This is a genomic window from Nonomuraea sp. NBC_00507, from assembly GCF_036013525.1.
Taxonomy (GTDB): domain Bacteria; phylum Actinomycetota; class Actinomycetes; order Streptosporangiales; family Streptosporangiaceae; genus Nonomuraea.
The window spans coordinates 1,911,148-1,927,075 of sequence record NZ_CP107853.1 but is presented as its reverse complement, the minus strand read 5'-3'; the positions used below and the strand labels follow the sequence as shown (position 1 = coordinate 1,927,075).

The window sequence follows — 15,928 nt, the reverse complement described above, 5'->3', positions numbered from 1 at the left end:
CCGACGCTCTGCCGGTCGTGCTGATCGGCGCGGGCCCGGCGCCGGGCTGGACGGCCCCGGAACCCAAAATGGCTGTCCACCGGCGCCGAACTCATCGACGACTACCTTGCCCCGCTGGCCAAGCTCTTCGCCGACAAGGTCCGGCTCGGCGCCCGCGTCAGCGCCATCAGCCGCCTCGGCTACGACCGGGTCCGCATCGTGGTGCCGTGCGCGGCGGCACCGCCCTGACCACCTCCACCGTGTCCTCGGCGGAGCGTCCGTAGATGGCCGTGGGATGGCCGTCGAAACCCGGTATGTCTGGGCCGCGGAAACCCGACCAGCGCCGAGCGTTCGATCTCGGGAGCGAGCGGCATCGGGTTCAGGATGCCTACGACGGTGAACCACCAGTCGCCATCCACATCTGCATTCCGGTCCTGGACAGGCCGAGCCGCTCGGGGACGTGGTCGGTGCGCCGCACGGTCGCCTCGACGGTGCCGGCGGCCGCGGCCGTGCGGACGGGCGCGATGCGTTTGATCAAGCCGTCGATGGCCAGTAGCGCCCTGACGGCGCGCTGCCATGTGGAGGCGTGGTGGAGCAGATCATGAGCCGTGGCGGCAGTTCGCCTGCTGTCGTATCGTCCTGGGATGGCGAGGACATTGCGGTTGGCGGTCGCGCAAAGCACGGTGCCTGAGGATCCGACCGATCCGAGGACGCTACGGGCGAGTGGGGCGGAAGTGCGCAGCCTGATGCGGGAGGCCGCTGCGGCCGGTGCGCGACTGGTGCTGTTTCCAGAAGGGGCGATCACATATCCAAGCAAGGCGGATCTGGCACACCAGAAGCCCGTAGCTGCCGATCAGAGCGGCCAAGGGCCAAGCGGCGATGATACGGCCGATGACGCCATCACCTTCGAAGCCCGCGTTTGCCTGGACACTCCGCGCGAGGCCGACTACTACCGGCACGGCGGCATCATGCGCTACGTCCTTCGGAATCTGCTGAGGTGAACGTGGCATCGTCCCCGCGCTGGGTCAACTTGCCTCGCGGAGCGGCTGAAACTGAACGTTGAGCCGCACTTCGAGTGCTTCAGCGAGACGTTCCAGCATGGGGATGGTGGGCATGGTGCCTCCGGCCTCGAAGCGCGCGACCGCGGGCTGCTTGAGGCCGGTCCGCTCAGCCAGTTCAGCCTGCGTAAGCCCGAGTTCCTCGCGGCGCTGCCGCACCGCCTCCCCCAACTCGAACCGAAGGCGAGCGGCCTCATAAGCGGCACCGGCACCTGGACGGCTCATGATCTCGGCACGCTTGTCGGCCCACGCCTTGCGCTCAGCCATGGCCATCACTCCTCGTCTGCCGTGTGTGCCTCGGCGATACAGCGCTCCATGGCCCGTATCGCCCGCTCGATCTCACCGGCCTCGCGCATCCGCTGCTTCTTGAACACCGTGAGCAGGATGATCCTCCTACCCGAAGCGATCCAGTACGTGATGCGCACAGCCTCGCGAGAGAGATGGAATCGGAGTTCCCGAAGCTTGCCGTGCAACTGCCTGGTGTACGGCTCTCCGAGCAGCACACCCCGCTCCGCCAGGAGGTCGACATAGAAGACGGCCGTCTCCTGATCGTCCTGGCTGAGAGAGTCGAACCACTCGTCGACCTCCGGCTCCAGCTCCACCTCTCCCCAAGTCATAACACGGACGTTATACGGCAGGCAAGTGGGCCGTCCTCTGAATGGCGTAATAGCCCAGTTCACCGGCCAGGCCCGCCTTCTTCACTAGGCGCCCCCAGCGGGCAGAACGCTCGAATGCTTCAGCGATGGCTTCACCGCTGGGGAGTCCACCATCCGGCAGGAGGTTGTCTTGGGCCCAGAGCCACGCATGCTGCTGAAGCGTGCGATTCGGCGCGCGACGGCGCGGCTGAATGGCTGCAGCTTCGGGTCTATATCATCACCGGAGTCGCGCGGCCGCGCTCCGGCGTGTTCGACCGGGCCACGATCGCCGCCGTCACCAGCATGTACGCCGCCAAGGACTACGAGGCCCAGCAGCCCACGCTGACCGACCGGCAGACGTACGACACGCTGCGCAAGGCCGTGCAGACTGCCCATGAGACGCTCGCGACCGAGCAGAAAGCCCTCGACCAGGGGCGTGACGTGCTCCCGCTGAAGCTCAAGGTCCGCAACGCCCAGGCCGACCTGGCGGCGGCGAAGAAGGCGCTGGCGCAGACCGAGTCGCGGCGGCTGACGCCCGAGGAGGAGAACAAGCTGGCGGCGGCCGACGCGGCGGTGCGGGCGGGATGTGGCGCTGCCCGAAAACGCCTGGTCGGACCGGTACAGCTGCTGATCTAATGCGCAGATGGAGATCTCGCCCGAGGCCGAAGCGGCCCCAGCCGCTGATCCGTGGCCCGGATACTTCGCCGACCACGGACACCCAGGGGCCCGCCGTATCGGCGCCGGCGTCGAGGGCGTGGTCTACAGGCTGGGCGACGGCCAGGTCGCCAAGGTGTGGACCGGTCGGCCGCCGACCGAGCTCACCCGCCAGGTGTACGCGGACATCGCACAACACCGACTGCCATTCGCCACCCCGGAGATCTTCGAGGTCCAGGAGCACGAGGGCATCGTGGTGACGTACGAGCGTGAACTACCTGGCGTCCCAATGCGTCGCGATTCCGCGCACGAGGACTACGAGCGCAAGCTGCCCGTTCATCACAGGAACGCGCTGCTTGCCGTCCTGCGTGGCCTCGCCTCGGTGCCGGGAACGGACGCGATGCGCCAGCTGACCGTCCAGGGCGATGACCGTCCGCTGTGGCAGGACCACGACCGCTTCCAGGACGCGCTCGCGGGCCTGGTCGTTCGAGCAGCGGACCGGCACGGCGCTGCGCTGGCCGGGCAGGTGCCGAACTTCGGCGCGGGGGTCGAACGCACGCTGAACGCCCTGCGGTCGCTTCCCGATGCTCCGGTCACAGCGATCCACGGCGACCTCGTCCCGCCCAACATCCACACCGACGCCGCCAGCCGACCCATCGCCGTACTCGACTTCGGCTTCTACACGACCGCAGGCGACCCGGCCTTCGAGGCGGCCGTCACCGCGGCCATCTGGGACATGTATGGCCCGCACGCCGAGGAGCACACCGCGGAACTCACCCGGTTCTTCGCACAGGAACTCGGCTACGCGCCCGTCGCCCTCACCGTCTACCAGGCCGTATACGCCCTCACCACTTTCGATCTCTTCGGCATGGACGACAACGACGGGCACTTCCGATGGTGCGCCGAACAGCTGCGCCGCAACACCCTGTTCAGCGCCCAGGTGTCGTGACTACAGCCACTTCTTCCACGCCAGCGTCTGGTCGGCCGGTAACTGCTATCTCGCGGACCTGTTCGTGGACCAGGAAATGCCGACAGCACTCGGGGAGGCGCGGCGGCGGGTCGTCGACATGGACCACGCCGTGAGGCAGCTGGGGGTGCGGGTTCCGGTGGACGCCTGGCCCGCCTGGCACGCCGCCTCCTACACGGGCGGCACATGGAACGTACTGGGCTGAAGAACGCTCAGGAGGCGAGCAAACCCGTGCCTACATCGCCGCCATCCTGTCGGCACGCATGCGGCGTCACGGTCTCCGAGACGATGTCGAGGCAGCGGTTCAGATGCGGGTGGACAAGAAGCACGTCGTCCACGAAGGCGGCCCCGTACGCCGGGGCGTTCGCCGAGCTGGCCGCCCTGGCGGTGTACTGCAAAGCCGCACGCACATTGATCACCAAGGCGATCCAAGCCGTCGATGGCCAGTAGCACCCTGACGGCGCGCTGCCATGTGGAGGCGCGGTGGAGCAGATCATGAGCCGTGGCGGCAGTTCGCCTGCAGCCTTTCCGCGAGTCCAGATATCGGGGTACGGGTTTCCTGGCCGGCCTTGGCCTCTGCCGGATCGCGACGCGGTCGAACGGTTGCTGCTGGATCAGTTCGTGCCGGCGGCCTACGCCGAGCCGGAGGGGCTGAGCGGCGGGCGTGGGCGCCGATACCGTCCCGAACGGGCTGCTCACTGGCTGAGCTGCCTGGCCCTGCAGATCTTCCACAGCGGGACGCGGACACTGCGCTGGTGGGAGCTGTCGGCCGGGCATTTTCGGCTGCGGGGAGTGCCGTTGATCCTGCCGGTCGTTGTGGGCGTCGTCCTGCTGGCGGTACTAGTGATCGGGCTGATCGCCGGTAATGCGCCGCTCGTGGTCGTCTCGGTGCTGCCGCTGGTCTGCGTGCTGCCGGGCGGTTTGGGCGGCCTGCGGGGGGGCCGCTGCTCGGGTGGCGACTGGACGCCATCTGGGTGGGCGTGGTGGGCGGCGTCGTCATGTGGGCGGCCATGGGCACATGGCCGACCTGGTGGGATTCGGTCGGGCTGCGCAGGGTCGCGCTCATGTCCGTGCTGCGTACCTACCGGGCGATCATGGCCTTCCTCCAGCGTGGGCTCCTCGCACTGCTGGCCTTCTCGGTGCCGATGCAGTGCTCTCGGACGATCAGCCCGCGGTCGGTGCCGGCCGGTCGAGGACCGTGGTGATGGCCGTGAGGATGTCGGCGGGTTCGGTGCGCGTGCTGTAGTTGGGACGTACGTCGATCCAGGCGATGACGCCGTCGGCGTCGATCAGGACGACGGTGGGCATGGGCATGGAGGTGGTGCCGTCGGCGTTGCCGTCGGCCACATCGATGCCCATGGTCAGTTGTGCGGCGTGGGCGTCGCGGCTGGGGGCGGTGAGGATCCCCAGCCGATGCGCGATCTGGTTGCCGGGGTCGGACAGTACGGTGAAGGTCAGGTCGTTGATCTGGCGCATCGACAGTGAGCGGTCGGGTCTTTGCGGGCTGATCGCGATCAGGGGGATGTCGAGAGCGGACAGGGCCGGTACGAGTTGCTGCTGGTAGGTGCGGAGCACGAGGTTGCAGTAGGGGCACCAGTCGCCGCGGTAGAAGACGACGACGGCGGTCCGGCCGGCGCGGGCCTGCTCCAGCGTGGTCGCCCTGCCGTGGACGTCCAGCAGGTCGTCATCGGGCATGGCGGAACCCGGGCCGAGGACTGTAGCAGGCACACCGGCCGCGTCCAGGGCCGTCTGCTCGGCGAGCAGGGCGGCTCGTACTTCCAGCGGAATCTGGCCCGTGTGTTCGGCGAGGAAGGTGGCACGTCGCTCGGCGTACGTCTGATCTGTCGTGTTCATGTGGTCCCCTTTGGTAATCGCGCATGGAACATGGCGGCCGCGGTGGAGTGGTGAGATCTCTTAGGCGTTGAGGGGCTTACCGGTTTCGAGCAGGGTCTTGAGACCACTCAGCACGCGCATCCAGCTGGGGCCTGCCACCCGCGCGGCCGTCTTGGGGGAGCCGTCGAGCCGGTCGTGCACGACGGTGAGCAGGCAGGCGCCGTCGTCGCCGGGTTCGATCTGCCAGGACACCCGGCTGGCCGGTTCGCTTGCCAGGTCGGGGTTGTACAGGCCGCGGTAGCTGACGATGAGCCGGTGGGGCGGGTCGGCGTCCAGGACGGTCTCGTCGCCCCAGAGGCTGGATCGATCCGGTGCGTGGTAGCGAAACGGTGAGCCGATGTCGCCGGTCGTCTCGACCAGGGCGCCGAACAGGTATCCGGCGCTGTGTTCGGGTTTGGTGACGGCGTCCCAGATCTGCTGTGGGGTGGCCCGGATGAAGATGTGGTAGGTCTGCGCGGCGGGTGCGGTCGTCGTGGTCACGGGGCTACTCCTTGGTGTTGTCGAGGCTCAGTCGGCGGGCTGGATGAGGAAGGCCGGGTGGCGGTGCGCCTCCCTGGCGAAGACGTGTGGCTGGGCGCCGGCGTCGGCGTCGAAGGCGTCTCGGACGAAGGGCACCAGGCCGAAGGCGCTGCGGTAGGCGTGAAGGATCTCGAGTTTGCGGTCGTCGTCTACTTCGACGAGCCGTACCGGGCGGAAGCGGTGTCCGCGACCGAGTTCGGCTCGGGCTTCGGCGCGGAGGTTGCGGACCCAGTGGGTGTCGCCGAAAGGGGAGACGAGCCACTGGTGGCCGGCGTGGCGCAGCGTGGCGATCGGGACGGTGCGGGGTAGTCCGCTGTGCCTGCCGCGGGTGCGTAGCAGCATCAGCGGTCCCATGGGGATGCCCCACGTCAGGAGCTGGTGCGGGATGCGGCTGAGGCGGATCATCCGCAATGAGAGGCCGGGGCTGGTCACGGTTGGGCCTGAGCCCTGGCGGGATCGTGGTCGGTGAGGAGGTTACGGGCGGCCCGGCCGAGCATGCGGCCGTTCATTCGTACGGCTTGAGCGCGCGGCATGAGCCGGGTCATCACCCGCATCAGCCTGCCGGGGATGTGCATGGTGCGGCCTTTGAGGAAGGCCGCCATCAACTCGGCGACGGCCCTGTCGGCCGGCTGCGGCCGGATCGGAAGGCTGGAGCGGTCCAGGCCGAAGGCTTCGATGATCGGGGTGTCGACGTTGCCGGGCAGCATCACGGTGACGGTCACGCCGGCGGGCGCGAGTTCGTGGTGCAGGGCCTCGCCCAGGTTGAGCACGTACGCCTTGGCTGCGCTCTCGTGTGCCATGTTCGGCAGGCCCTGGAGCGCGCCGTGCGCGGAGACCAGCACGATGCCGCCCCGGCGCTGGGCGTGGCCGCGGGCCACCAGCCGGGGTGCGAAGGCGTGGACCAGGTCCAGGTGGGTGACGGCGTTGAGGGTGAGACGGTCGTGCAGGTCGTCCAGTGACTGATCGAGCAGCCGCCCGGGGCGGCCGCCTCCGGCGTTGGAGACGAGCAGGCCGACGTCAAGGTCTTCGGTCGCCTTCACGATCGCCGAGGCTCCGGCCGGTTGGCTGAGATCGACGGTGACCACTCGGTGCGCGATGCCGTGGTGGTGGGACAGCTTCTCGCCCAGTGCGTGGAGCTTGTCGGTGGAACGAGCGGCCAGGACCAGATCCAGACCTGCTGCGGCGAGGTGTTCGGCGAAGGCTTTGCCGATGCCGGAAGAGGCTCCTGTGACCACTGCCCATGGCCCATAGGATAAGATTTCAACCATGGTCTAGACTGTAATCTAGACTCTGGTCGAAATTCAAGACGGTAGGCTTTCTCGCCGTGAAGAACCCGCCCGCGGATCTGGCCCAACGCCTGCTCGACGTCAGCGAGCACGTGCTGCACACCGACCCTCCTCTCCGGCTGGAGGACGTCGCACAGCTGGTGGGGGCGTCGCGAGCAACGCTCTACTACTACTTCTCCGGCCGCGAAGACCTGCTGGCGTTCCTGCTCACCGCACACTCCAAGCAAGGAGCCCAGGCGGTGCAGACCGCGACGACGCCCGGCGACCCTCCCGAGTCGCGGCTACGTGCGATGGTGTCCGCTCTGGTCGAATATCTCGGCCACCACCCCGGAACATGCGCCGGCCTCCTGGGCGCCCTGGGGGCCAGCGGACGGATGAGTGAGGTCCTCGCGGCGAACGACATCTGGATCGCCGGCCCGCTACGCGATCTGCTCACCGAAGGCCGTAAGACCGGCGCCTTCGACGTCGGCAACATCACCGATGCCGCCAACACGATGCTCGGCGGCCTTCTCCTGGGCGTCTTGGGCCGGTCGATGGCCGGAGCCGACGCCACCGACCCCACCTTCCGTGCGCTGCTCACCGAGCAGACTGTTCGCGGCGTCCTGACCCGCTGATCGGGAACAGCACGCTCATCCCCGTGACCCGGCGGGCCTAGCCGCTGACCGCTGTTCGACCGGGCTCGTGAGCGACGGCAGGCTACCAGGCCCAGGCGGGGTTGCCGGTTGCGGCCTGCGACACGGACCACAGCCGTTCGCGAGCGGCCTCATCGTAGGCGAAGGCCGGGGCGCGGGACGGGCGGAGGTCTTCATCCACGTACGGCCCGGGCACGTACCCGTCCCACGTGGCCAGGCGGGCGTAGGTCTCGCCGAGGCGTTCGGCGGGGACGGCCATACGGTTCTTGGGCGCGTACAAGGTGCGCAGCAACCATGGCATGGCCGCCACCCGATCTGGGTCCAGACGTACAGCGGGTACGCGTACGCAGGTCGCATCCACCTGTCCTTTGGCTTTCTCGGCCAGGGAGAAGGTGGTCATGATCTGGGCGAGTTTGGCGTGGTAGTAGGCGCGGGTGGGACTGAACCAGCTCGGATCGTCGAGTTGGTCGAAGCGGATCCGGATGCGGGGCATCGAGAGCAGCCCTTTGCTGGCGATGTTGATCACCCGAGGCTTGTCCGCAGTGGCGAGCAGTGGGCTGAGTCTGGCGGTGAGCAGGAACGGGCCCAGGTGGTTGGTGGCCCAGAACAGTTCATGCCCGTCCGCCGTGAAGACAGGCTCGCGGATCGTTTGGTCGAAGACGGCGGAGTTGTTGATGAGCACGTCGAGGTGGCCGACGGTCTGCGCGAGCCGGTTGGCGGCGGCCTCGATGGAGTCGGGTATCGACAGGTCGGCCTGGATCAGACTTGCCGGGTGCACGGCGTGGGCGTTGATGTCGGCCAGCGCAGCGCGGCCTCGCTGGGGGTCCCGGCACAGTGCCAGCACGTGGTGGCCTGCGGCGGCGAGGGTGCGGGCGGCGCTACGTGGCCAGTGTTGAGGAGTTCGTGGAAAGTGCCGGGCTGTACTTCGAGCGTTTGGGGCTCAGCCGTACGGCAGGCCGGGTCGTCGGCGTGCTCCTGGTCGATCCGGGCGATTCCGCCGACGCCCCGGGGTTGTGCGAGCAGCTCGGTGTGGCCAAGAGCAGCATGAGCGTCGCCCTGGGGCAGCTCGAACGGGCCGGGCTCGTCGAGCGCTTCCGCCCACCCCGGGGGCGCCGCGATCACTACCGGCTGACCGACGATGTCTTCGGACGCGCATTCCGAGCGAAGATGACGGAGTTCCCCAAGCTCCTCGACCAACGGGATCGAGAGCGCCGCTGACGGCCGAGCACCGTCCAGGACTCAGACTCGCCGTACCCGCCGTAACCGCCATGCGATGCTGTGGCCGGCCGGACGGCTGTTGTCAGCAGGTCGTAAGGATTGAGCGCGCCGCGTCGCCCTACTGTCGATCACGTGGCCCAAATTGTGATCATTGCCAAGGAGCCCGTGGCCGGGAGGGCCAAGACGCGTCTGACCCCGCCATACAGCCCGCACCAGGCCGCCGCCCTCGCCGAAGCGGCTCTCCGCGACAGCCTGCTCGCCGTCTCCGCGACGCCCGCCACCCAGCGAGTACTCGCCCTGGACGGGCTGCCGGGCAGCTGGCTGCCGCCCGGCTTCGTGGTGATCCCACAGCGCGGCTCGGGACTGGATGAGCGTCTGGCGGCGGCGTTCTCGGACGCGTACCGGCTCCGGCCCGAAGCCGTCGTGCTGATCGGCATGGACACCCCGCAGGTGACTCCCGCCCTGCTGGGGGAGGCGGTGGAGGCATTGGAATGTCACGACGCCGTGTTCGGCCCGGCCGCGGACGGCGGCTTCTGGCTGCTCGGCCTGCGCGAGCCGGATCCATCGCTGCTGCAGGGGGTGCCGATGTCCCACCCGGAGACCGGCAAGCTCCAGCTCGACCGGCTGGATCAGGCTGGACTCACCGTCCGCCTGCTTCCTGAGCTGACCGATGTCGACACCGCGGCGGACGCCGTCGCGGTGGCCGAGCAGGCGCCCAGCTCCCGCTTCGCCGCCACGCTGCGGGAGCTGGGCCGATGATCGGGCAGCTCTACGGCGACGCGCTTAACGGAGCGTCCGCCGAGCTCGAGTACGTCGACGGCACCCGCGTCGCGCTGGAGACCGCGCGCTGGTTCGAGCCGGTTGACGGCGACGAGGCGCTCCTCAGCAGATGCGCCAGCCCGACCCTGGACATCGGCTCGGGTCCCGGCCGCCTCACCACCGCGTTGACCCGCCGCGGCGTTCAGGCGCTCGGCATTGACATCAACCCTCGCGCCGTCACCCTCACCCGCAGGGCGGGAGGCTTCGCCCTGCTCCGGGACGTCTTCGACGAGGTCCCGGACAGCGGCCGGTGGGCGACGGCGCTGCTCGCCGACGGCAACATCGGCATCGGCGGCAACCCCGAGACGCTGTTGCGCCGCGTCAGACAGTTGGTCCGGCCGGGCGGCGAGGTCCTGGTCGAGGTCGCAGCGCCCGAGACGAGGAGCCGGGTCGACCGGGTACGGCTGCGCCGCGGCCCACTCGCCGGGGACTGGTTCGGGTGGGCGACCGTATCGGTGAACGACATCCAGCGCCTGGCGCGAGCCAGCGGATTCCCCGTCGTGGACAGCTGGACGAGGCACGGCCGCTGGATGGCTTCCTTGAGCTAGGAACCCGCCACGGGTCCAGGGCCTGCACCCGCAGAGCGGGAGCCTGACGCCTGAATGACGCCGAATGCGCGCCATCTCGGATTGAAATGACGCCATGATGATGTCATCATGGCGTCATGGACCTTGCGCCGTATGTCGCCTACCTCCGCCGCGAACTCGCGATCGCCGCCGGGGCGGGCGGCGAGGAAGCCCGCGCGCTGGCGGAACGTCTCACCTCGACGCTCGAGTCGGCCACCCGGCTCGCGCTGCTGGAGGCTCTTTCCACCGCCGCGGACGAGATCACCCAGGACCTCGCACCGGGCTCGGTCGAGGTGCGCCTGCGGGGACGCGACCCTGACTTCGTCGTGACGCCACCGCCCAGCACCCGGTCGTTCGAGGATGAAGGCGAGATCGGGCGAGCCGAGAGGCCGCCTGCCCCGCCGCCACCCCCGGACGCCGACGAGGGCGGCACGTCCCGGATCTCGCTCCGGGTCCCCGAGCACCTCAAGCCTCGCATCGAAGAGGCGGCCACCCGGGATGGGCTGTCGGTCAACGCCTGGCTGGTCCGCGCCGTCTCCGCCGCGCTCGCCCCCGGCGAGCCGGGCCGCGGCTCCGGCCGCCGCCCGACCACGCAGAGCGGCAACCGCTACAGCGGGTGGGTGCGCTGATGACCACACCGATCCACAACGAGGGGAACGCCATGCGGACCTTCGACACCCCAGAACCCATCCTCGCCATCATCGACCTGGCGACCGCCAACGTCAGGATCGACGCGAGCGAGCGCACGGACACCGTCGTGGAGGTCCGCCCGAGCGATGAGCTCAATGACGCCGACGTGCAGGCCGCCGGGCACACCCAGATCGTTTACGCCGATGGCAGGCTGCTGGTACGGACGGACAAGGAGCAGCCCGGCTTGGCGTCCGGCTGGGGCCTGTCGCTCGACAGGCTCATCGAGTCGCCCAAGGACTGGGCGCGCTCGCTGCTGCTCGGACCGGGCTCGATCGACGTGACGGTCAGCCTGCCGGCGGGCTCCCGCCTCGACGCCAAGTCGGAGGCGAGCTTGCGCTGCCGGGGCCCGCTCGGCGAGGTCAGCTTCACCACCTCCTATGGCGGCGTCCGGATCGAGCAGGCCGGGCGGCTCAAGCTGAAGAGCACCTACGGCGACATCTCGGTCGACCGCTCATCCGGACACGCCGAGGTCACCGGGAACCACGGCAGCATCCGCCTCGGCGAGATCGACGGCACGGCCGCGGTCAAGACCTCCCACGGCGACGTCCGCCTCGGCGAGGTGACCGGCGAGCTGCGGCTGAGCTCCGCCCACGGCGACATCACCGTCGATCGCGCCCTGGCCGGCGTCGTCGCCAAGACCGCGTACGGCAGCGTGCGGATCGGCGAGATGGTGTCCGGCTCGGTCGTCATGGAGACCACCGGCGGCGGACTGGAGCTCGGGATCTCCGCGGGGAGCGCCGCCTGGCTGGACGTGAGCTCGAAGTACGGCACCGTGGACGTCTCCCTCGACTCCAGCGACGGCCCCGGCCAGTCGGATCAGGTCATCGAGGTGCGGGCCCACACCACCCACGGCGACATCGCCATCCATCGTTCCTGACGACCAAAGGAGATTGTGATGCCAGACGCGATCATGGCCGAGGGCCTGGTCAAGAAGTACGGCAACGTGACCGCCCTCGACGGCATGGAGCTGAGCGTCCCGGAGGGGACGGTGTTCGGGCTGCTCGGCCCCAACGGCGCCGGCAAGACCACCACCGTGCGGATCCTGACCACGTTACTGAAGCCGGACGCCGGGCACGCCCGGGTGGCCGGGTTCGACGTCGTCCGCGACGCCCCCCGGTTGCGCGCCCACATCGGCGCCTCAGGCCAGTACGCCGCCGTCGACGACCATCTCACCGGTGCCGAGAACCTGGAGATGGTCGGCCGCCTCTACCACCTCGGCGCCAAGCGCAGCCGGCAGCGCGCCCGCGAGCTGCTGGAGCGCTTCGACCTGACGGAGGCGGCCGACCGGCCGGTGCAGGGCTACTCCGGCGGCATGCGACGGCGGCTCGACCTGGCCGGCGCGCTGGTCGCCCACCCGCCGGTGCTGTTCCTCGACGAACCCACCACCGGCCTGGATCCGCGGGCCCGCGTGAGCCTGTGGGACGTCATCGGCGAGCTCGTCGCGGAAGGCACGACCGTGCTGCTGACCACCCAGTACATGGAGGAGGCCGACCGGCTCGCCCACCGCATCGCGGTGGTCGACCACGGGCACGTGATCGCGCTGGGCACCGCCGACGAGCTGAAGGACCAGGTCGGCGGCGACCGCATCGAGCTGTCGGTCACGAGCGCGGCCGACTTGCGGACCGCCTCACGGACGCTGGCGCCGCTGGCCGTCGGCGACATGCGGCTCGACACCACCGCCTTGCGGATGACGATCCCGGTCACCAGCGGTGCGGCCGCGCTGACCAGCGCACTCGGCCACCTGGCCGCCGAGCGCATCACCGTACGCGATGCCGGCCTGCGCCGGCCGACCCTGGACGACGTGTTCCTGAGCCTCACGGGACACCAGGCCGACGAGAAGATCGAGGAGACCGCCCGATGAATGCCCTGCAGCTCGCCTTCGCCGACGGCGCGACGATCGCCAAGCGCAACGCCCTGAAGATCCGGCGGGCCCCCGACCTGCTGGGTGGCGTGGTCACGCTTCCGATCGTGTTCGTGCTGCTGTTCACCTACGTCTTCGGCAGCATGATCAGCCTGCCGGGCATGTCGTACGGGGAATACCTGCTCCCCGGGATCTTCGTCATGACGATCGTCACCAGCGCGCAGATCACCGGCTACACGCTGACGCAGGACCTGCAGAAGGGCATCTTCGACAGGTTCCGCACGCTGCCCATGTCCCCCTCCGCGGTGCTGATCGGCCAGACCGTCAGCGATGTGATCATGAACCTGACCAGCATCGTCACGATGGTGCTCGTCGGGCTGCTCGTCGGATGGCGCATCAACAGCTCTCCGCTGGAGGCCGCCCTGGGGTTCCTGATGCTGCTGCTGTTCGCGTACGCCTTCTCTTGGGTGACGGCGACGGTCGCGCTGGCCCTGCGCACCCCGGAGGTCTTCAACAACGTGGCCACCATCCTGTCGTTCCCGCTGGTCTTCCTGTCCAACGCCTTCGTCGACAGCACGCGCCTGCCCGGGCCGCTCAAGCCGATCGCCGAATGGAACCCCGTCTCCACACTCATCCAGGCGGCACGCGAACTGTTCGGCAACACCAGCCCGGCCATCCCCACACCCAGCGCCTGGCCGATGCAACACGCGGTGCCGGTGTCGTTCCTCTGGTCGGTCGTGCTCCTGGCCGTGTTCGTGCCGCTGGCCACGCGGCTGTACAAGAGAGCCGTCAGTCAATGAACTCGATGACCACACACGTCTCCGGCCTGGATCGTGAGCGGGCGGTGGAGCTGGTCCAGCAGGCGTACGCGGAGGGCCGGCTCGACCCGGACGAGCTGGAGCAACGCCTCGAACTGGCGCTCACCGCCACCTCCTCCCGGGACCTGGAACCGATCCTCGCCGACCTGCCGCCGGACGAGGCGGTCAGGATCGGATCCACCGGCGGGCGCATCCTGCGATCAGGCGACTGGCACGTCCCGCGCCACCTGCGCATCGACTCCGAGTACGGCCGAGTACGGCTCGACCTGTCCCAGGCCCTCATCCCGCACTCGCAGATCAACATCGAGCTCCGGCTTGCGTACGGCAGCGCCAGGATCACCCTGCCCGCCGGCGCCAGCGCGAACGCCGACGGAGTACGAACCGAATGGGGCCGCGTGATCTGCAAGGCAGCGGGCCGCCCACGCCCAGGCGCGCTGCACGTCCACATCACCGGAGAGCTCCCCTACGGGCGCCTGACGATTCGCAACTCGCGCACGTGATCCGGCTGATGCCCTCACGGCCCGTCACACCCGCCGGAGCGGATGCGTCAAGAACCCGTATAGACGGATGCGGTGGTGGTGCTGTTACGGTATAGCGCGGTGCGCCGGGAAGCCTGGTCGGCAAGGTCCCATCCGTACGACTTCTGCGGAGGCTCCCTGTGGGCACCCTGCTGACGGCTTTCGCCGCCTTGCTGCTGCTCGCCGTGCTCGTCTCGAGCCTGGCTCATCGCACGATCCTGTCCACCGCCGCGCTGTTCCTGGTAGCCGGGTTCGTGCTGGGTGACGGCGTGCTCGGCGTGGTCTCCGTCAGGCCGGGCGACGAGCTGGTGGGCACGCTGGCCGAACTGGCGCTGTTCGCCGTGCTGTTCACCGACGGCATGCGGGTCGGCTGGAAGGACCTGCGCAGCGCATGGCGACTGCCGGGGCGCGCCCTGGGCTGGGGCCTGCCGCTCACCCTGGGCATCACCGCCGTCGCCGCGCACTACCTGCTCGGCCTGGGCTGGATCGAGTCGCTGCTGATCGGCGCCATCCTGGCCCCGACCGACCCGGTCTTCGCCGCCGCGCTGGTCGGCAACGAGAAGGTGCCGCCACGGCTGCGGCACCTTCTCAACGTGGAGTCCGGCGTCAACGACGGGCTGGCGTTGCCGTTCGTCATGCTGTTCCTGGCCGTCGCCGCCGGCTCCGAGGACCTGCATATGGGTGAACTCGGGCTCGAGCTGGGTCTCGGCGTGCTGATCGGCGTGGCGGTGCCGTGGGTGGCGATCAAGCTGGAGCAGACCCGCTGGTTCTCCGCCTCCACCCAGTACGAGCCGCTCAACGCGCTGGCCATCGGGCTGCTGGTGCTGGCGCTGGGCAAGGCCACGCACGGCAACCTGTTCCTTGCGGCGTTCGCCGCGGGCATCACGGTGGCGACGTTCGGTGAGCGGCAGCGCGAGTCGTTCGAGCACTTCGGCGAGCTCATCGCCGAGCTGTTCAAGCTGGCGGCGCTGCTGCTGTTCGGCGCGCTCGTCACCCCCACCCTGCTCGGCGCGGTCGGCTGGAAGGGCTGGCTGTTCGCGATCCTGGCGCTCGTGCTGGCCCGACCGGTCGCGATCTGGCTGTCCTTCCTGCGCTCCGGGCTGTCGGTGCGCGAGCAGGCGGCGGTGGCCTGGTTCGGGCCCAAGGGGTTCGCCTCGGTGGTGTACGGGCTGATCGTGCTGGCCTCCGGCATCGCCGCCGCGCAGGAGGTCTTCCAACTCGTCGCAGTCACCATCGTGCTGTCGATCCTGCTGCATTCGTCCACCGACATCGTCATCGCCCGCGGCTTCGACGACGAGCATGAAGTCCCGGCGTGGTTCGGTGCCGCGCGTCGGCGGCGCGGGAGGTCTCCGGGTGATTCCGCGTCATGAGGCTCCGTATCAGGCCCTTCCTGGATCGTTTCACCACCCGGCGCAGGTCATCGCCACCGGCTTCGGCGCGGCCGTCCTGCTCGGCACCTTCCTGCTGTCGTTGCCGATCGCCACGACCTCCGGCATCTCGGCGGGATGGCTGACCGCGCTGTTCACCGCGACGTCGGCGGTCTGCGTCACCGGCCTGGTCGTGGTGGACACCGAGTCGCACTGGTCGGTGTTCGGCGAGGTGGTGATCGCCGCCCTCATTCAGGTCGGCGGGCTGGGCATCATGACCCTGGCCACGCTGTTCACCGTGCTGGTGGCGGGGCGTCACGTGCTCTTGGTGCTGCTCATGTTCATCGGCCGGATCGGCCCGTTGAGCCTGGGCTCGGCACTCGCGCTGAAAGAGCGGGCGCGCCACTGCGAACTGCCCGAGGAGCGTGTGATCGTCGGCTGACGTGCG

General features: G+C 69.2%; 24 protein-coding genes and 1 pseudogene. 16 read left to right on the top strand and 9 right to left on the bottom strand.

Annotated elements, in window-relative coordinates:
* Positions 1-367: 367 nt before the first annotated feature.
* Positions 368-517 carry a hypothetical protein gene (locus tag OHA25_RS09950; protein ID WP_327587282.1) on the bottom strand — a complete coding sequence of 50 codons (150 nt, stop codon included), beginning with the start codon at positions 515-517 and terminating at the stop codon, positions 368-370.
* Between the two features lie 106 nt (positions 518-623).
* On the opposite strand from OHA25_RS09950, the gene OHA25_RS09945 reads away from it, so the two are divergent.
* Entirely contained in the window at positions 624-980 is a 357-nt protein-coding gene (locus OHA25_RS09945; RefSeq protein WP_327587281.1) for a hypothetical protein, read from the top strand.
* Between the two features lie 24 nt (positions 981-1,004).
* On the opposite strand, the gene OHA25_RS09940 is transcribed toward OHA25_RS09945, so the two are convergent.
* Both OHA25_RS09940 and OHA25_RS09935 read right to left on the bottom strand, forming a co-directional pair.
* Entirely contained in the window at positions 1,005-1,304 is a 300-nt protein-coding gene (locus OHA25_RS09940) for a helix-turn-helix domain-containing protein (RefSeq protein ID WP_138712444.1), read from the bottom strand.
* A gap of 5 nt (positions 1,305-1,309) precedes the next feature.
* Positions 1,310-1,654, bottom strand: coding sequence for a type II toxin-antitoxin system RelE/ParE family toxin (locus OHA25_RS09935; protein ID WP_327587280.1), 345 nt, complete (start codon positions 1,652-1,654; stop codon positions 1,310-1,312).
* 285 nt (positions 1,655-1,939) lie between these two features.
* Here OHA25_RS09935 and OHA25_RS09930 point away from each other — a divergent pair, with 285 nt between their 5' ends.
* The 3 genes from OHA25_RS09930 (at position 1,940) to OHA25_RS09920 (ending at position 3,498) form a co-directional block, all read left to right on the top strand.
* Positions 1,940-2,308, top strand: a complete 369-nt coding sequence (locus OHA25_RS09930; RefSeq protein ID WP_327587279.1) for a hypothetical protein — start codon at positions 1,940-1,942, stop codon at positions 2,306-2,308.
* Positions 2,309-2,315: 7 nt separating this feature from the next.
* Positions 2,316-3,275, top strand: a complete 960-nt coding sequence (locus OHA25_RS09925) for a phosphotransferase family protein (RefSeq protein ID WP_327587278.1) — start codon at positions 2,316-2,318, stop codon at positions 3,273-3,275.
* A gap of 76 nt (positions 3,276-3,351) precedes the next feature.
* Positions 3,352-3,498: a hypothetical protein gene (locus OHA25_RS09920; protein ID WP_327587277.1), complete on the top strand. Its 147-nt coding sequence runs from the start codon at positions 3,352-3,354 to the stop codon at positions 3,496-3,498.
* Between the two features lie 7 nt (positions 3,499-3,505).
* On the opposite strand, the gene OHA25_RS09915 is transcribed toward OHA25_RS09920, so the two are convergent.
* On the bottom strand, positions 3,506-3,715 hold the full coding sequence (locus OHA25_RS09915; protein ID WP_327587276.1) for a hypothetical protein: 210 nt from the start codon (positions 3,713-3,715) through the stop codon (positions 3,506-3,508).
* Between the two features lie 561 nt (positions 3,716-4,276).
* On the opposite strand from OHA25_RS09915, the gene OHA25_RS09910 reads away from it, so the two are divergent.
* Positions 4,277-4,498, top strand: a complete 222-nt coding sequence (locus tag OHA25_RS09910; RefSeq protein ID WP_327587275.1) for a hypothetical protein — start codon at positions 4,277-4,279, stop codon at positions 4,496-4,498.
* Here the strand turns inward: OHA25_RS09910 and OHA25_RS09905 are convergent.
* The 4 genes from OHA25_RS09905 to OHA25_RS09890 are packed head-to-tail and all read right to left on the bottom strand — an operon-like array spanning position 4,458 to position 6,973.
* Entirely contained in the window at positions 4,458-5,147 is a 690-nt protein-coding gene (locus OHA25_RS09905) for a peroxiredoxin-like family protein (protein WP_327587274.1), read from the bottom strand. The genes OHA25_RS09910 and OHA25_RS09905 overlap by 41 nt on opposite strands.
* 60 nt (positions 5,148-5,207) lie before the next feature.
* Positions 5,208-5,666 carry an SRPBCC domain-containing protein gene (locus tag OHA25_RS09900; RefSeq protein WP_327587273.1) on the bottom strand — a complete coding sequence of 153 codons (459 nt, stop codon included), beginning with the start codon at positions 5,664-5,666 and terminating at the stop codon, positions 5,208-5,210.
* 27 nt (positions 5,667-5,693) lie between these two features.
* A complete protein-coding gene (locus OHA25_RS09895; protein ID WP_327587272.1) occupies positions 5,694-6,110 on the bottom strand; it encodes a nitroreductase family deazaflavin-dependent oxidoreductase in 417 nt (138 codons plus the stop codon).
* Between the two features lie 23 nt (positions 6,111-6,133).
* The gene (locus OHA25_RS09890) at positions 6,134-6,973 is read right to left on the bottom strand and encodes an SDR family NAD(P)-dependent oxidoreductase (RefSeq protein WP_327587271.1); all 840 of its coding nucleotides are present in this window, start codon (positions 6,971-6,973) and stop codon (positions 6,134-6,136) included.
* A gap of 56 nt (positions 6,974-7,029) precedes the next feature.
* On the opposite strand from OHA25_RS09890, the gene OHA25_RS09885 reads away from it, so the two are divergent.
* Positions 7,030-7,605 carry a TetR/AcrR family transcriptional regulator gene (locus tag OHA25_RS09885; RefSeq protein ID WP_327587270.1) on the top strand — a complete coding sequence of 192 codons (576 nt, stop codon included), beginning with the start codon at positions 7,030-7,032 and terminating at the stop codon, positions 7,603-7,605.
* A gap of 82 nt (positions 7,606-7,687) precedes the next feature.
* Here the strand turns inward: OHA25_RS09885 and OHA25_RS09880 are convergent.
* Positions 7,688-8,491: pseudogene (locus OHA25_RS09880) on the bottom strand (SDR family NAD(P)-dependent oxidoreductase); the annotation flags it as partial.
* Positions 8,492-8,505: 14 nt separating this feature from the next.
* Here OHA25_RS09880 and OHA25_RS09875 point away from each other — a divergent pair.
* From OHA25_RS09875 to OHA25_RS61225, 10 genes are all read left to right on the top strand, one after another.
* On the top strand, positions 8,506-8,841 hold the full coding sequence (locus OHA25_RS09875; protein ID WP_327587269.1) for a GbsR/MarR family transcriptional regulator: 336 nt from the start codon (positions 8,506-8,508) through the stop codon (positions 8,839-8,841).
* A 132-nt stretch (positions 8,842-8,973) separates the two neighbouring features.
* Entirely contained in the window at positions 8,974-9,600 is a 627-nt protein-coding gene (locus OHA25_RS09870) for a TIGR04282 family arsenosugar biosynthesis glycosyltransferase (protein WP_327587268.1), read from the top strand.
* On the top strand, positions 9,597-10,208 hold the full coding sequence (locus tag OHA25_RS09865; RefSeq protein ID WP_327587267.1) for a class I SAM-dependent methyltransferase: 612 nt from the start codon (positions 9,597-9,599) through the stop codon (positions 10,206-10,208). The genes OHA25_RS09870 and OHA25_RS09865 overlap by 4 nt, the downstream gene beginning before the upstream one ends.
* A 116-nt stretch (positions 10,209-10,324) precedes the next feature.
* A complete protein-coding gene (locus tag OHA25_RS09860) occupies positions 10,325-10,855 on the top strand; it encodes a hypothetical protein (RefSeq protein ID WP_327587266.1) in 531 nt (176 codons plus the stop codon).
* Positions 10,855-11,793, top strand: coding sequence for a DUF4097 family beta strand repeat-containing protein (locus tag OHA25_RS09855; RefSeq protein WP_327587265.1), 939 nt, complete (start codon positions 10,855-10,857; stop codon positions 11,791-11,793). The genes OHA25_RS09860 and OHA25_RS09855 overlap by 1 nt, the downstream gene beginning before the upstream one ends.
* Positions 11,794-11,811: 18 nt before the next feature.
* On the top strand, positions 11,812-12,777 hold the full coding sequence (locus OHA25_RS09850) for an ATP-binding cassette domain-containing protein (RefSeq protein ID WP_327587264.1): 966 nt from the start codon (positions 11,812-11,814) through the stop codon (positions 12,775-12,777).
* Positions 12,774-13,577 carry an ABC transporter permease gene (locus OHA25_RS09845; RefSeq protein ID WP_327587263.1) on the top strand — a complete coding sequence of 268 codons (804 nt, stop codon included), beginning with the start codon at positions 12,774-12,776 and terminating at the stop codon, positions 13,575-13,577. Before OHA25_RS09850 ends, OHA25_RS09845 begins: the two co-directional genes overlap by 4 nt.
* A gap of 5 nt (positions 13,578-13,582) precedes the next feature.
* Entirely contained in the window at positions 13,583-14,095 is a 513-nt protein-coding gene (locus tag OHA25_RS09840) for a DUF1707 SHOCT-like domain-containing protein (protein ID WP_327587262.1), read from the top strand.
* 158 nt (positions 14,096-14,253) lie between these two features.
* Positions 14,254-15,483, top strand: a complete 1,230-nt coding sequence (locus tag OHA25_RS09835; protein ID WP_327587261.1) for a cation:proton antiporter — start codon at positions 14,254-14,256, stop codon at positions 15,481-15,483.
* On the top strand, positions 15,467-15,922 hold the full coding sequence (locus OHA25_RS61225; protein ID WP_442942091.1) for a potassium transporter TrkG: 456 nt from the start codon (positions 15,467-15,469) through the stop codon (positions 15,920-15,922). The genes OHA25_RS09835 and OHA25_RS61225 overlap by 17 nt, the downstream gene beginning before the upstream one ends.
* The last annotated feature ends 6 nt before the right edge of the window (positions 15,923-15,928 follow it).